This window comes from Streptomyces flavotricini (assembly GCF_020639365.1).
GTDB classification, from domain to species: domain Bacteria; phylum Actinomycetota; class Actinomycetes; order Streptomycetales; family Streptomycetaceae; genus Streptomyces; species Streptomyces flavotricini.
In genome coordinates this window covers 8,191,039-8,204,643 of the sequence record NZ_JAINUL010000001.1, presented here as the reverse complement: position 1 = coordinate 8,204,643, position 13,605 = coordinate 8,191,039, and the positions used below count along the sequence as shown (strand labels likewise).

The following is a 13,605-nucleotide window of genomic DNA, read 5'->3' as shown; positions in this document are numbered from 1 at the left end:
CCCACTCAGCGGGCTGCGCGGCGGTCGCGCCGCGTAGAGCTCGCTGCCGGTGCTGCGGCGGCCGCGGTCGTGCCCCGAGCGGGGTCCGGATTCCGACCTGTCCGCCCTGAGCCCCCTCGGCTATCTTGATCACCGCGTTGACGACAGGGGGTGGGCGCAATGCCCGGGGGGACCTGCCGATGACCGAGTTCCGGCTGTTGGGACCCGTCGAGGCATGGAACGACGAGGGACAGCTGACCATCGAGGGCAGGAAGCCGCGGGCACTGCTCGCGGCACTGCTGCTCGAGCGCGGGCAGGTGGTATCGGCCGAGACGCTGATCGACAGGGTGTGGGGCGACTTCCCTCCCGACAGCGCGAGGACCCTCGTCCAGACGTACGTGTGGGCACTGCGCCGCGTCCTCGGCGATGTGATCGAGACCAAGCCGGCCGGGTATCGGATCCGGGTGGCATCCGCCGCGACGGACCGGGACCGCTTCGCGGAGCTGACCGCCCGGGGCGGCGCGGCGGCCGCGGACGGCCGGCACGCAGAGGCGGCCGCGCTGTTCACCCAAGGGCTCGGCCTGTGGCGCGGGCCGGCGCTGGGAGGGATCGGCGGGGCCCTCGGCGTCGCGGCCGCCGGCTTGGACGAGGAACGCCTGGCCGTGATGGAGCAGCGGGCCCAGGCACAGCTCGGCGCGGACACACAGGTCGATCTCGCCGAGCTGCGGGCCCTCGTCGCCGCCCACCCGACCCGCGAGCGGGCCAGGACACACCTCATGCAGGCTCTGTACCGGGCCGGTCGTCACGCCGAGGCCCTCGAGGTGTTCGCGCAGGGCCGGCAAGTGCTCGACGCCGAGCTCGGCATCGAGCCCGGTCCGGACTTGCAGGCCATGCACGTGTCGATCCTCCGAGCGGGCGGCGCCCCCACCGGCCACGCATCCGCCCCGACCGCCGCTCGCGTCCCCGACGCGCAAGGCGGGGCGGACGGCGGGGCGGACGGCAGGGCGGACGGCGAACGCGGTGACGGCGGCCCGGTGGATGTGCCCGTACCGGCCCTCCTCCCGCCGGCCACCGCGGACTTCACGGCCCGCGCCCGGCCTCTCGCGGAGCTGGTGCGCCACCTCGTCGGTACGGGCGGGGACGCTGCCCCCACCCGTACCGCCCTGCCCGTCTGCGTCGTCTCCGGTACCGGCGGGGTGGGCAAGTCGGCGCTCGCCGTCGAAGCCGCGCACCGGACGGCCGGGGCGTACCCCGACGGCCACCTCTACGCGGACCTGACCGGCGCCACCGCCCCCGCCAACCCCGAAGAGGTGCTCGCCCGGTTCCTGCGCGCCCTCGGCCGGCCGGTCCCCGACAGCCTGCACGAGCGCGTCGATCTGTACCGCACCACCCTTGCGGGCCGGCGGATGCTGCTCGTACTGGACGATGTCGGCTGCGAGGCACAGGTCCGCCCCCTGTTGCCGGGCACCGCCTCCTGCGCCGTCGTGGTCACCTCCCGCAGCAGACTCCCCGCGCTGACGGGTGCGCACCGCATCGAACTCGACGTCCTCGGCCCCGCCGAGGCCGTCGCCCTGCTCGCCCGGGTTGCCGGAGCGGAACGGGTCGCGGCCGAGCCCGCCGCGGCCCGGTGCATCGCCAGGCTGTGCGGCCGTCTGCCGCTCGCCCTGCGGACGGCCGGGGCGCGTCTGGCCACGCGCCGCCACTGGACCCTGCGCACCATGGTCGAGCGGCTGTCGGACGAGCACCGGCGCCTCGACGAACTGGCCGTGGGAGACATCGCCGTCCGTGCCAGCGTGGCCCTCAGCTACGACGCCCTGGACGAACGGGCCCGTCGCGCCTTCCGGCTCTTGGGCGCGCTTGGCGTACCGGACTTCGCGCCCTGGCTCGTGACGGCCCTGCTGGACACCGACGCCTGCGCCGCCGACGACACCGTCGAACGACTGACCGACGCCCACCTGCTGTCCGTCGCGTCGGACGGGCACGGAGTCGGGCTCCGCTACCGGCTGCACGACCTGCACCGGGTGTACGCCGCCGAGCGAGCGGCCGCCGAGGACACCCCGCAGCTGCTGAGGGACGCCACCACCCGCGCACTCGGTTCGTGGCTCTGGCTCATCCGAAGGCATGCCGCGGCAGCGCCCTCCGGCGAGCTCGAGACGTGCGCTCACTACACGACGGCGAGGGCCGGAGCACCGGCCGCCGAGGACGCGGGCACATGGTACGAGTCCGAGGCGGCGGCCCTGGTGGCCGCCGTGGAGCGGGGCGCAGCCCTCGACCTCGCCGTCCCCGCGCGCGAAGTGGCCCTCGCGCTCGGCTCCTCCTCCTTCGGCGTGGCCAACCGCTTCGAGGAATGGTGGCGTACGCACGACGCGGCCATCGCGGCCACCCGGCGTGCCGGGGACCGCTCCGGGGAGGCGATGCTGCTCGCCGGGCTGGGACAACTGCGCTACTCCCAGGACCGCTACACCGAGGCCCTGACGTACTTCGAACAGGCCGGGGCACTCGTGGAGAAGACGGAGGATCTGCGCAGCCTGGCCGTCGTGCTCGCCGGGACCGGCAGCGTCCACCGTGAACAGGGGCGGTTCGCCGCCGCCCGCGCCGCGCTCGCCCGCGCCGCGGAAGGCTTCCGTGTCTCCCGCGACGACGCAGGGCTGGGCTACGCCTCCCGGCTCGCGGCCTCGGTCGACCTGGAGCAGGGCCGCCACGAGCATGCCCTGACGACGCTCGAGGAAGCGCACAGCGCCTACCGCCGCCTCGGCAGCCGACGGGGCGTGGCGCTCACGCTGCGGACCACCGGCCTCGTCCACCGTGCGCTCGGCGAACACTGCGCCGCGGAGCGCCTGTTCGAGGAGGCGCTCGGGATACTCCGGGACCTGGGCGACGAGCTGATGACCGCCTACACCCTGCAAGCCCTCTCCAAGACCCGGATCCGCCTGGGCACCGCCACACTGCCTCCGCTCCTGGACGCCCTGGCCGTCTGCCGGGCCCATCACGACACCCTGGGCGAGGGCATGGTGCTGCGCACCCTCGGCGAGTTCCATCTCGCGGCGGGCCGCCCCGGGCAGGCCGCGGGCCCGTTGCTCCATGCGCTGCGCGTCTGGGAGCCGCTCGGGGTACCGCTCTTCAGGGCGCGGGCCATGCGTGATCTCGCTGAGGTGCGCGAGGCGGAGGGGGCCTGCGCGGAGGCGGCCGCGCTCCGTGCCGACGCCCTGGCCGTGTTCACCGAGCTGGAGGCGCGTGAGCAGGCGGAATCCCTCGTGTGGTGAGCCGGTACCGGCCCGCTGCGCCACCTCCGCCGCGCACCTGGAGAAAACCTGGACCGGCCTGCGGCAGCCTTCGGTCATCGAGGCCCAACGGGGTCCGAACACATGGAGGTTGACTGATGCTCGCCGAACTGCACACCCGGACACGTCGACTCGCCGCCGCCGCCCTCGTCAGCGTGTGCACCGCCGGCGCCCTGGCAGTCGCCCCCCAGTCGATGGCTGCGCCGCAGCAGGCACGAACCGCCGCCCCGTCCGCAGCACAGGCTGCGTCCGCCGCGGCGGCGGCCCCGGGCAGCGGAGCCCGGATCGCGGAGGTGGCGCTGGCCGAGCTGGCGAACCCGCACGGCTGCACGTACTACTCGGGGAACGGAAGCTGCCCGCCGTGGTGCGCGGTCTTCGCGAAATGGGTGTGGAGCACGGCCGGGGTCGCCGATCTCAACCACCTCGACCCGTGGGCGGACAGCTTCCTGAACTACGGGAGCGACCGGCTCTTCAGCACACCGCAGGTCGGCGACGCGGCCGTCTACGACAATCCGGGCCGTGACAGCGACCACGTGAACATCGTCGTGGCCGTCTCGGCGGACGGCTCCAAGATCAAGACGGTGGGCGGAAACGAGAGCGGCCGTGTCGAGTCGTACAACAACGGTCAGTTCTTCGACTGGCGACGGCAGGGCCCCGCCGGCCCGGCGAGCAAGTTCGTCCGGGCCCGAGGCGCCGACACCACACCTCCTCAGCCGTTCGGCGCGGGCGTGCGCGAGGTCATGGGCGACTGGGACGGCGACGGGGTCGACACTCCTGGGATCTACCGGGGCAACCACTTCGCGCTGCGGAACTCCAACAACGCGGGCTTCTCCGACATCGACTTCGCGTACGGCAACGGCGGGGACTGGATACCGATCGCCGGTGACTGGGACGGTGACGGCAAGGACGAGGTGGGCGTGTACATGCCGGATTCAGGCACGTTCGCGCTGCGCTCCACCACCAACCCCGCTCAGGAGATCACCACCTCCTTCCGGTACGGCAACGGCGCGGACTGGCTGCCGCTGGTCGGCGACTGGGACGGTGACGGCAAGGACGAGGTGGGCGTGTACATGCCGGATTCGGGCACGTTCGCGCTGCGCTCCACCACCAACCCCGCTCAGGAGATCACCACCTCCTTCCGGTACGGCAACCCCAACTGGGTGCCGACCGCGGGTGACTGGGACGGTGACGGCAAGGACGAGGTGGGCGCTTACGTCCCGCAGTCGAGCACCTTCGTCCTGCGCTCCAACACCAACCCGGCCCAGGAGAACACCACCTCCTTCATGTACGGCAACCCGTACTCGTTCCCGCTGGCCGGCGATTGGAACCATGACGGCAAGGACGAAGTCGGCGTGTTCTTCAAGGAATCCGCCGTCTTCGCACTGCGGTCCAACACGGTTCCCGGACAGGAGATCACGAACGCCTTCCCCTACGGCAACCCCCGCTGACCCGCTCGCCCAAGAGGATCCGGACGGGGGAGAGAGCACGACGGCCCGACTGGTGCGACGTGTGGAACGCCTCTCCGGGATGGGTTGGTCAGCTGATCGGATGTGTCCGAACGACCAGTGGTCGCTGATGTGATGCGGGACCGGCGTATCCGTGGTGCACCCAAACGGGTCGAAGACCGTGTCCGCGCGACCCAACGGCCAGTTGGGGAGGAAAAGCGCCCGGCCGTGGGCCCGCCTTGCGGATCCGCGGCCGACGGCCGCTTTCGCCAAAGCCACCGCTATCGCTCAGACTCATGTCTTGAAGGAGACCCAGTGAAGAAGTCCACGGCCGTCATCACCGCCACCGGCGCCATCCTCCTCGCCGGCGCCGGCATCGCCTCCGCCGACGCCGGCGCCCAGGGCGCGGCCATCGGCTCGCCGGGTGTCGCTTCCGGCAACGCCGTCCAGGTTCCGGTCCACGTCCCCGTCAACGTCTGCGGCAACACCGTCAACGTCGTCGGACTGCTCAACCCGGCCTTCGGCAACACCTGCGTCAACGCCTGACCCCCACCCGGGGCCCCACCCCGGTGACACCCCGCGGAGCCTTCACGGCTCCACGCGTGGCGCGTGAGCGCGGCCCCGGATTCCTCCCCGGTGCCGCGCTCACGCGCGTATCGTCCTTGGCCGGCGAAAGTCGACTGCCGACGCTCGGGGTGACGTGGCTCAACTGCCCTTGCAGACCTGGTTGAAGGCGCGGTTGGCCGCCTGGGTCCAAGCCTTCCAGTAGGCGTCGCTGTGCTGCTGGCCGGACTTGTCCGCCACCGGCTCCGTCGTGCAGCTCTTCTTCGCCGCCGCGGCGCCCGCCTGGGCGCCGGCCGCGCGGCCCTGGGCGATGTCCCGCCGGGAACCCGGCTGGACCGGTGTCGTGTTCTGCGGGTTCTGGGGCTTCGGTGTCGCCGCCGAGCCCACCCTCTTGCAGTTCACGAAGATGAAGTTCTGGTCCTCGTTGACCGCGAGGACCGTGTAGTCGACGTTCTTCTGGAAGCGCTGCACGCGGAAGGTTCCGTCCGGGCCTATCGCCAGGTCCACGGTGCTCTCGCCGTCGTTGAGCTTGCGGGGTCCCGTGAACCCCTCGCCGGTGATCGTGACGTACGTGTCGTTCGGCCCCGGCGTGACCGTACAGCTGGCGGCGGGGACCGCCGCGCCGGCGGCCGGGGCGAGGGCGACGGCGCCACCGCATACGACCGAGGAGACGAGCAAGGACGCGACCACGGCGCGTCGGGTGCTTCGGTACATGAAGGTTCTCCCATCGGGGAGGGGGAGGGGTAGATGGGGCAGGCCGGCCCTCGCGTTCATGCTCCCCCGCCCGTCGCGGGGTGTCGACCGGAGGCCCGTGCCGCAGCCACGGCGGCGGGGCGACGTGGCCCCGGCGGCCGCCGGGGCGCATGGCACCGGTGTGCGTCCGGCGTTTCACTGGAAGGTGCCGGAAGGTGCCGCACGATGCTCCGGGAGGTTCCGTGACGACGCACACGCCGCCCCGTTTCGACCCCACCCGGGTCCCCCACCTGCTGGGTTCGTTCGCGCCGGTGACCGAGGAGGTCGACGTCGCCGAGCTGGAGGTGACGGGCGAGATCCCGGCCGCCCTGGACGGCCTGTACCTGCGCAACGGGCCCAATCCGCGCTTCACCCCGATCGGCTCGTACATGTACCCCATCGACGGTGACGGCATGCTGCACGGGGTGTGGCTCTCGGAAGGCCGCGCCCGCTACCGCAACCGCTTCGTGCGCACCCCGGCGCTGGAGGCCGAGGAACGGGCCGGGCGGGCCCTGTGGGGAGGCCTTGAGTCGATGATCATGCCGGATGCCGAGCAGGTCGGGCCGGCGCTCGCGGGCACCTTCCGGGACCTGCCCGACATCAATGTCGTACGGCACGGGGGGCGGATGCTGGCCCTCGCCGAGTCGGCCTGCCCGTACCGGATCGGCGCCGGGTTGGAGACCCTCGGCAGCGAGGACTTCGCAGGAGCACTTCCCGCGGGCATCACCGCCCACCCCAAGATCGACCCGGTCACCGGCGAGATGGTCGTCTTCTGCTACGGGCTGGAGCCGCCGTACCTGACCTGGTCGGTCATCGGCCGCGACGGGGCCGTCACGCGCGGGCCCACCACGGTCGAGGGCGTGGACGAGCCGATGATGATCCACGACATGGCTCTGACCGGCCGGTACGCCGTTCTGGTCCTCGCGCCCGCCTTCTTCGACCTGGACGCGGCCATGGCGGGCGGATCCTTCCTGGCCTGGCGGCCCGATCGGGGCACTCGTGTGGTCCTGATCCCCCGCGACGGCGGAGCGCCGCGCTGGGCCGCCGACGAGGCGTTCTGGCTGTGGCACACCGTGAACGCCCACGACGACGGGCCCGGCGCGGACGCCCCGGTGGTCCTGGACTACGTCCAGTGGAGCCGGCTGACCGTCGGTGACGCACCAGGGGCGGCGCAGGACCCGGTCAGTGGCGGTCTGGCACGGGCGCGCATCGACCCCGCGGCGGGCACGATGACCCGCACCCTGCTGGACGACGCCCGGGTGGAGTTCCCCCGCATCGACGACCGCCTCATCGGCCGGCGCCACCGGTACACCGCACTGGCCACCTCGACCGGACGGACTGATCTGCTGCCGGGCGAGTACGACGCGGTGCGCTTCCACGACGCCCGGACGGGGACCGCCCGCATCTGGGACGCCGGGGACCTGTCGGTCGGAGAACCGGTCTTCGCTCCCGAGCCGGGGACCGACTCCGAGGAGCGCGGCTACTGGCTCACCTTCGCCACCGACCGCACCGACGGGGCGAGCTGGTTCCTGGTCGTCCCCGCCGAGGACCCGGCGTCCGGGCCGGTGGCCCGCGCCCGCATCCCCGTCCGGGTACCGCTCGGCCTGCACGGCTGCTGGCTGCCCGCCGACGGCGGCTGAGCCGCCCGGCGCGGTGCGCCGTCCGCCGGCAGGCAGTACAGCCCCATCCGTTCCGGAGCGCTTGTCGCTCCCCGTCTACGGCGCTGCCGGCCCAAGACGCCTCCGCCGCCACGCGGAAGAACTCCCTGCGCTTTCCCCGAAGGTGCACAGGGGGCCGGTGACGTCATCCACGGCGCACTCGGCTCAGTGGTCGAGGTTCTTCGTGAAGTACGGACGTCGATGTCCGTCGCGTTCGCGTCACCCAGGAATCCCTTGAGTTTCAGACCGGAAACCGGCCGATCCCCGGGTCGGGGACGACGCCTTGGACGAGGGGATCTTGGGGACCCGTGACACCGGGGTACCCGGCGCGCAACTGCTCACCGTACTCACGCGAACCGTGCCTGAGGCCCGATTCCCGTCCCGACGCAGTCAGGGTGATCCGCACAGCAGTTCCCGGCCGAACGCAGGGCGCGTGCGAGTGACCGCACGCCCTCAACGCGCCTCCAAGGGCAGCCGTGCGCCCTTGCCGCGCATTTCAGACGCTCACTACGGTCACGCTGCGTACACATTGCGCACGGACAGTCACCGTAAGGGGATCTATGAACAAGTCTTCTTGGCGTTCGCTCGCGCTCGTGACCGTGCTGGCCGTCCTCCCGCTCGGAGTGACGGCCGCCGAAGCGGTGCCGACCGGACCCCTGTCCGCAGATGTCGTGGCGGCCATGACACCACAGCGGCAAGGCGAGGTACTGGAACCCCTGCGGGTCGCGGCCGACGCCGCGGCACGGGCCGGACGGGGCCCGCAGGCCGATGTGTACACGCAGGTCGAGATGGCCTCTGACTACCGGTCCGTCAACGTCTACCTCACCGATCCGAACCGGCGCGCGGCCTTCCTCGACGCGGTGCGCAAGGCCAACCCGAAGGCTGACACCAAGCTGCTCAACGTACGCAAGAGTGCGAAGACACTGCTGCAGCTCAGGAAGGACATCACGGACTTCCGCAGCCGCAAGGACCTCCCCTTCAAGATCGTAATGGCCGGCAGCACCGTCGACGGCAGTGCGATCGAGCTCGCCGTGGATGACACGCAGGCCGCACAGCGGTACCTCGCCGGGCCCGCCGTCGCGCAGCAGCTCGCGGCAGCCCGGACCACCCCGATCACCCTCCGCCGGTCAACCCCCGCGGTGCCCCTGAGCCGCTGGAACGACTCGGCGCCGTTCTACGCGGGAGCCGCGCTCGGGCCCGCGAACGGCTCCTTCGCCCACTGCACCAGCGGCGTCCCGGCCATCAGCACCGCGGACAGCCGCCAGTGGCTCGTCACCGCGGGTCACTGCTACGCGCTCGGCGAGACCGTCTACACCGCCGGCGGCACCCGCGTCGGCACCGTCGGAGCCAAGCTGGACGACCTCGACTCGGCGTTCATCGAAACCCCGACGAGCCGCTACACGTGGGACGGCGTCGACGCGCAGGGGTACACGCGCTACCTCAACGGCGTGCGCAACGCGGCGGTCGGCGACTACACCTGCCAGCTGGGCTACACCTCCAAGGTGGTCTGCAACATCCGCACCGCGTACGCCGGCAGCGCGACGTGGGTCAACAACGGCGCCTACGTCTGGGGCAGCGCCAGCAGCCCGGACAACAGCAGCACGGTCGCCCGGCCCGGCGACAGCGGCGGTCCCGTGATCACCATCAACGACCCGGACTCGCGCGAGCTGAACGGCATGGTCGTCGCGGGATTCGGCTGTTCGGGCGTCGGCACGAGTCAGGCCTGCACTCAGGTCGGCTGGATCGAAGTGGGCGACATCTTCGACAGGTTCGCCCTGCGGCTCCCCTGACCCGAAGGCCCCGCCACGGCGCGCCCGCCCGGCGTGGCCCGTGCACCTGATGCGACGTGAGGCCGACCCCCGGTGTGCCGGGCCGGCCTCACGCCGTCCATGAGTGCGGCCCCCGTCCGCAGGCCGGGAGCGACGCGGATAATGACGCTGTCCCCGGGCCGCCGCGCGTGAGGGCCCGTACCGATCCGAGAGATGAAGAGCAGAGTCCATGACGTTGAAGGAAGGCCAGCGGGTGAAGCTGGCCGCGGACACCCGGCTCACCGACTGGGCCGCGATGACGCAGGACTCCCCGGCGGCGCCGGGGGGCGTGGCCGGGTCCCTGCTGCTGGCGGCGGGCATCGAGGGCACGGTCGAGCGGGTGGTCGCGCACGAGCACCAGAGCCAGGAGGCGCGCGAGTACGAACGGCTCGCGTCGCTGCTCGAAGCGTTCGGCCGGGACATGCCCGCGGGGAGCAGGAGGCAACTCGAAGAGCAGATCGCCTCGTTGGAACCGGAGTGGACCGCGTATCAGGAGCAGCGACAGCGGGTGACGGTCCGCGTCCGCTTCGACCTCGGGCTCATCCTGGACGACGCGCACGAGGACGCCTTCACGCCCGCCTGACGGCACGCGCCGGACACGCCGGCGCGGCCCCCCGGGCCCCGGTCGGGCAGGCGGATCAGCGCAGTCCGGCGAAGAGGTCGTTCTCGGGTACGGCCGCGCCGGTGGAGTCCTTGACGCGTACGAAGGTCTCCGTGCCCATCAACTCGGCGAACCTCTCCTTGCCCATCTTGAGGAAGAAGATGTTCTCGCCCTGGCTGGCGTGCGCGGCCAGCGCGTCGAACTTCTGACCGGCGAACGCGGTGGTGTCCACCCACGTGCTGATCTCGTCGTCGGGGAGCCCGATCTCGGCCAACGCGGCGGCCTCGGCGGGATCCGGCTCCGGCATGTCCTCCTGGAACTCCCGCATGATCTCCCCGAACCGCCGCATCCCCGAGTGGGGCATCGTCGTCCAGTACACCTTCGGTGCCTGCTCTGTCATCTCCAGCGCCGCCATCGTGATGCGGTGGGCCTGGATGTGGTCGGGATGGCCGTAGAAGCCGTTCTCGTCGTAGGTGACGACCACATCGGGCCGGTAGTGCCTCATGAGTTCCGCGAGCCGGGCGGCGCCCTCCTCCACGGGGGTCCGCCAGAAGGATCCGGGCGCGTCGTTGCTCGGCCAGCCCATCATCCCGGAGTCGGCATAGTCCAGCATCTCCAGATCTCCGACCTTCAGGACGTCGCAGCTCGCCTCGAGTTCTCGCCGGCGCATCAGGGCGACGGCCGCCGGATCGTGCCCGGGGTCACCCGGCTTGGCACCCCCCGGTCCGTCACCGCATCGGCCGTCGGTACACGTCACGAGAACCGTGCGGATGCCCTCCGCCGCGTACCGCGCGAGGACCCCTCCGGTTCCGGTGGCCTCGTCGTCCGGGTGGGCGTGCACTGCCATGAGCGTCAAAGGCCGGTCAGCCATGAAAATCCTCCCGCGGAAATACGTCTGGGCCCCGCCGGTACGGCGCCGGCCCCCTTCCCGGTGCAACAGTGCCAGGCGGACCGGCTGTTCCCGGAACCGCCGGTCGGCCTCCCGGGAAGCACGAAGGCGCCCCTGGTCAGGCCGGTCACCGGCGCGAGTAGGGTGGCCGGTGCAGCTGGTTCGCCCCCGTCAGCCGGGCGGGAGCGTCGTAAGAGGGAACCCGGTGGGAATCCGGGACTGCCCCGCAGCGGTGAGCGGGAACGACCGCCGTCATACGCACTGGGACCGGACGACGGTCCCGGGAAGCGACGGCCAGTAGGAGTCTCGTACGACGAGACGTGCCCGCGAGTCCGAAGACCTGCCCGCTGCCCGCACGCCGAAACCGTCGTGCGGGGCCCTGGCGAGACCGCCCGGGGCCTTCCCGCCGCAACTCGCGAAGGAGAGTTGACATGGCCGATCGGACCACCACCGCAGAGCGCCGCTCCAAGCAGCCGGGTGACTCCCGGGTGACGCTCGCCCACATCATGAGCGAGCACGACACCAACCTCTACGGCACCATCCACGGCGGCGTGGTGATGAAGCTCATCGACGACGCGGCCGCCGCCGCGGCCGGCCGCCACGCCGACGGCCCCGCGGTGACCGTGGCCGTGGACCGCATGTCGTTCCTCGCTCCGGTACGCGCCGGGGACCTGCTGCGTGCCGACGCCGAGCTGGAACGGGCGGGCCGCACGTCGATGACGGTCGCCGTGAGCGTCCGGGCCGAGCGCTGGAACGCCTCGGGCCCCACCAGCGAGGTCGCGACGGCCCGGCTCACCTTCGTCGCGATAGACGCCGAGGGCCGACCGCGCACCGTGCCGGCCCTGGAGGCACACACGTCACCGACCGTGTCCGTGGACGCGCCCGCCGTGCACTGAGCACGGCCCTGAGCCCGTGGTCCCGCCCCGCGGGGGGCGGGGCTACGGCGCCTCGGGGGCCACGCCGGGGCGTTCGCGCCAGAAGGCGCCGGACGCGGCGCGGCGCAGCAGCATCAGCACCACTCCGGCGCCAGCCAGGAAGAGCGCGATGACCAGCGGGGCGCCCAGTCCGAACCAGGCGGTGGCGCTGGAGGCGTTCTCCGGGTCGGCCATGTCGGCGACGGACTCGACCAGCAGCCAGATCAGCAGCGCCGAGCCGACCAGGGGGCCCGCGCCCAGCAGCAGGAAGGGGCCCGGCCCCCGCATCAGCCGGCGCCGGTACCAGACGGCGCAGGCGATGCCGGTGAGGGCGTAGTAGAAGGCGATGAGCAACGACAGGGCGGTGAGGGAGTCCGCGAGGGCGTTCTCGCTGATCCGGTGGATGACGACGTACCAGACGGTCGCGGTGGCGGTGACCCACCAGGTGCTGGTGCTCGGTGTGCCCCGGCGGGCGTCTATGTGCGCGAACCCGGCGGGCAGTGCCCGGCGGCGGGCCATGGACAGCGCGGTGCGGGAGGCCGGGATGATGGTCGTCTGCGTCGAGGCGAGGGCGGAGGTGGCGACGGCGAGGAGCAGGATCCAGTCCCAGCCGCCGAGCACCTCGCGGGCGAGCGCGGCGAAGACGTCCTCCTCCGCGTCCGCCCGTCCGGCGAGGTAGGCGGTGCCGGCGTAGGCGACGACCGCGAAGGCCACGGCCACGTAGGTCGCCAGCAGGACCACCGTCGACCAGATGCCGGCCCGGCCGGGGGCGTTGGCGGGGTCCTTGGTCTCCTCGGTCAGGTTGACGGCGGATTCCCAGCCCCAGTAGGCGAAGACGCCGAGCAGCAGACCGCCGGTGAGCGCGGGGCCGCCGGCCCCGAAGGGGTCGAGCCAGCCGGCGGCCGGGCGGACGGCGTCCAGGGATCCCCTGCCGGTGTACACGCGGTACACGGCGACGGCCGCGAACACGACGAGGCAGAGGACCTGGAGCAGTACGAGCACGTTCTGGAAGCGGGCCGACACCTCGGTGCCGCGTACGCAGAGCCAGGACATGAGGAGGATCAGCACGACGGTGAGGGCCTCGCGGACCAGGGAGTTGCCGGCCAGGCCGTCGGCCCCGACGGCGAGCAGGCCGAAGCCGACGGCGACGTCGGCCAGCGAGCCGACGACGAGCACTCCGGTCATCGCGATGGCCCAGCCGCCCAGCCATCCGGCGGTGGGGCCGAGGGCACGGGTGACCCAGGAGAAGGTCGTACCGCAGTCGGGATCGGCCCGGTTGAGGAAGTGGAAGGCGGAGGCGATCAGGAGCATGGGGACGAAGGACGCGAGCATCACCCCGGGGGCGTGCACGCCGACCAGGGCGACGAGGGGTCCGATGACGGCGGCCAGCGAGTAGGCGGGCGAGGTGGCGTTGAGGCCGATGGCGAGGGCGTCGAGGAAGCCGATCGCGTCCGATTTGAGGGCGCCGGCCGGGGCGGGTGCCGTCGGTGTGCCGTTCCCGCTCGGGGCCGCCGTGCCGGCTGCGACGACCGTACCCGTCGCGGCGGTCGTGCCGCCCGGTGCCGCGGGCACGGCGGTGGCCGTGGCGGCTCGGGGGGTGGTCTCCGGCGGGGTGTCTGCGGCCATCGTCCCTCGCTGTACTGAGTGCGGTGTGCGGGCCGCGCCGTGGCGGGCCCGGTGTGAACAGGGCGTGAACTGCGAAGAGGAAACCCGCGCGGGCAGGAAGGGGTCAAT

10 protein-coding genes and 1 riboswitch are annotated in these 13,605 nt (G+C 72.3%); of the genes, 7 read left to right on the top strand and 3 right to left on the bottom strand.

The window, feature by feature from the left end; translation table 11 throughout:
• Positions 1–179 precede the first annotated feature (179 nt).
• From K7B10_RS37570 to K7B10_RS37560, 3 genes are all read left to right on the top strand, one after another.
• Positions 180–3,242 (top strand): AfsR/SARP family transcriptional regulator, encoded by a 3,063-nt coding sequence (locus K7B10_RS37570; protein WP_229343777.1) that lies wholly within the window; start codon positions 180–182, stop codon positions 3,240–3,242.
• A 116-nt stretch (positions 3,243–3,358) separates the two neighbouring features.
• A complete protein-coding gene (locus K7B10_RS37565; RefSeq protein ID WP_229343775.1) occupies positions 3,359–4,708 on the top strand; it encodes a CHAP domain-containing protein in 1,350 nt (449 codons plus the stop codon).
• A gap of 312 nt (positions 4,709–5,020) precedes the next feature.
• Complete coding sequence (locus K7B10_RS37560; protein WP_229343773.1) at positions 5,021–5,251, top strand: chaplin; 231 nt, start codon at positions 5,021–5,023, stop codon at positions 5,249–5,251.
• Positions 5,252–5,410: 159 nt separating this feature from the next.
• Here K7B10_RS37560 and K7B10_RS37555 read toward each other — a convergent pair whose 3' ends face one another.
• Entirely contained in the window at positions 5,411–5,983 is a 573-nt protein-coding gene (locus K7B10_RS37555; protein ID WP_229343771.1) for a hypothetical protein, read from the bottom strand.
• A 221-nt stretch (positions 5,984–6,204) separates the two neighbouring features.
• Here K7B10_RS37555 and K7B10_RS37550 point away from each other — a divergent pair, with 221 nt between their 5' ends.
• From K7B10_RS37550 to K7B10_RS37540, 3 genes are all read left to right on the top strand, one after another.
• The gene (locus K7B10_RS37550) at positions 6,205–7,641 is read left to right on the top strand and encodes a carotenoid oxygenase family protein (protein ID WP_229343769.1); all 1,437 of its coding nucleotides are present in this window, start codon (positions 6,205–6,207) and stop codon (positions 7,639–7,641) included.
• A gap of 578 nt (positions 7,642–8,219) precedes the next feature.
• A complete protein-coding gene (locus tag K7B10_RS37545; protein ID WP_229343766.1) occupies positions 8,220–9,449 on the top strand; it encodes a chymotrypsin family serine protease in 1,230 nt (409 codons plus the stop codon).
• Positions 9,450–9,657: 208 nt separating this feature from the next.
• Complete coding sequence (locus K7B10_RS37540) at positions 9,658–10,050, top strand: hypothetical protein (RefSeq protein WP_229343763.1); 393 nt, start codon at positions 9,658–9,660, stop codon at positions 10,048–10,050.
• A gap of 55 nt (positions 10,051–10,105) precedes the next feature.
• Here K7B10_RS37540 and K7B10_RS37535 read toward each other — a convergent pair whose 3' ends face one another.
• Complete coding sequence (locus tag K7B10_RS37535) at positions 10,106–10,939, bottom strand: PIG-L family deacetylase (protein WP_229343761.1); 834 nt, start codon at positions 10,937–10,939, stop codon at positions 10,106–10,108.
• A 172-nt stretch (positions 10,940–11,111) separates the two neighbouring features.
• Positions 11,112–11,307: riboswitch (cobalamin riboswitch) on the top strand.
• Between the two features lie 81 nt (positions 11,308–11,388).
• Between K7B10_RS37535 and K7B10_RS37530 the strand changes: the two genes are divergently transcribed.
• Positions 11,389–11,853, top strand: coding sequence for an acyl-CoA thioesterase (locus K7B10_RS37530; RefSeq protein ID WP_229343758.1), 465 nt, complete (start codon positions 11,389–11,391; stop codon positions 11,851–11,853).
• Between the two features lie 42 nt (positions 11,854–11,895).
• On the opposite strand, the gene K7B10_RS37525 is transcribed toward K7B10_RS37530, so the two are convergent.
• On the bottom strand, positions 11,896–13,497 hold the full coding sequence (locus K7B10_RS37525) for an APC family permease (protein ID WP_229343756.1): 1,602 nt from the start codon (positions 13,495–13,497) through the stop codon (positions 11,896–11,898).
• Positions 13,498–13,605: the final 108 nt, after the last annotated feature.

Coding starts and splice junctions, on each gene's coding strand:
- K7B10_RS37570 (WP_229343777.1), top strand. CDS start 180: ATGACCGAGTTCCGGCTGTTGGGACCCGTCGAGGCATGGAACGACGAG.
- K7B10_RS37565 (WP_229343775.1), top strand. CDS start 3,359: ATGCTCGCCGAACTGCACACCCGGACACGTCGACTCGCCGCCGCCGCC.
- K7B10_RS37555 (WP_229343771.1), bottom strand. CDS start 5,983: ATGTACCGAAGCACCCGACGCGCCGTGGTCGCGTCCTTGCTCGTCTCC.
- K7B10_RS37545 (WP_229343766.1), top strand. CDS start 8,220: ATGAACAAGTCTTCTTGGCGTTCGCTCGCGCTCGTGACCGTGCTGGCC.
- K7B10_RS37540 (WP_229343763.1), top strand. CDS start 9,658: ATGACGTTGAAGGAAGGCCAGCGGGTGAAGCTGGCCGCGGACACCCGG.
- K7B10_RS37535 (WP_229343761.1), bottom strand. CDS start 10,939: ATGGCTGACCGGCCTTTGACGCTCATGGCAGTGCACGCCCACCCGGAC.
- K7B10_RS37530 (WP_229343758.1), top strand. CDS start 11,389: ATGGCCGATCGGACCACCACCGCAGAGCGCCGCTCCAAGCAGCCGGGT.
- K7B10_RS37525 (WP_229343756.1), bottom strand. CDS start 13,497: ATGGCCGCAGACACCCCGCCGGAGACCACCCCCCGAGCCGCCACGGCC.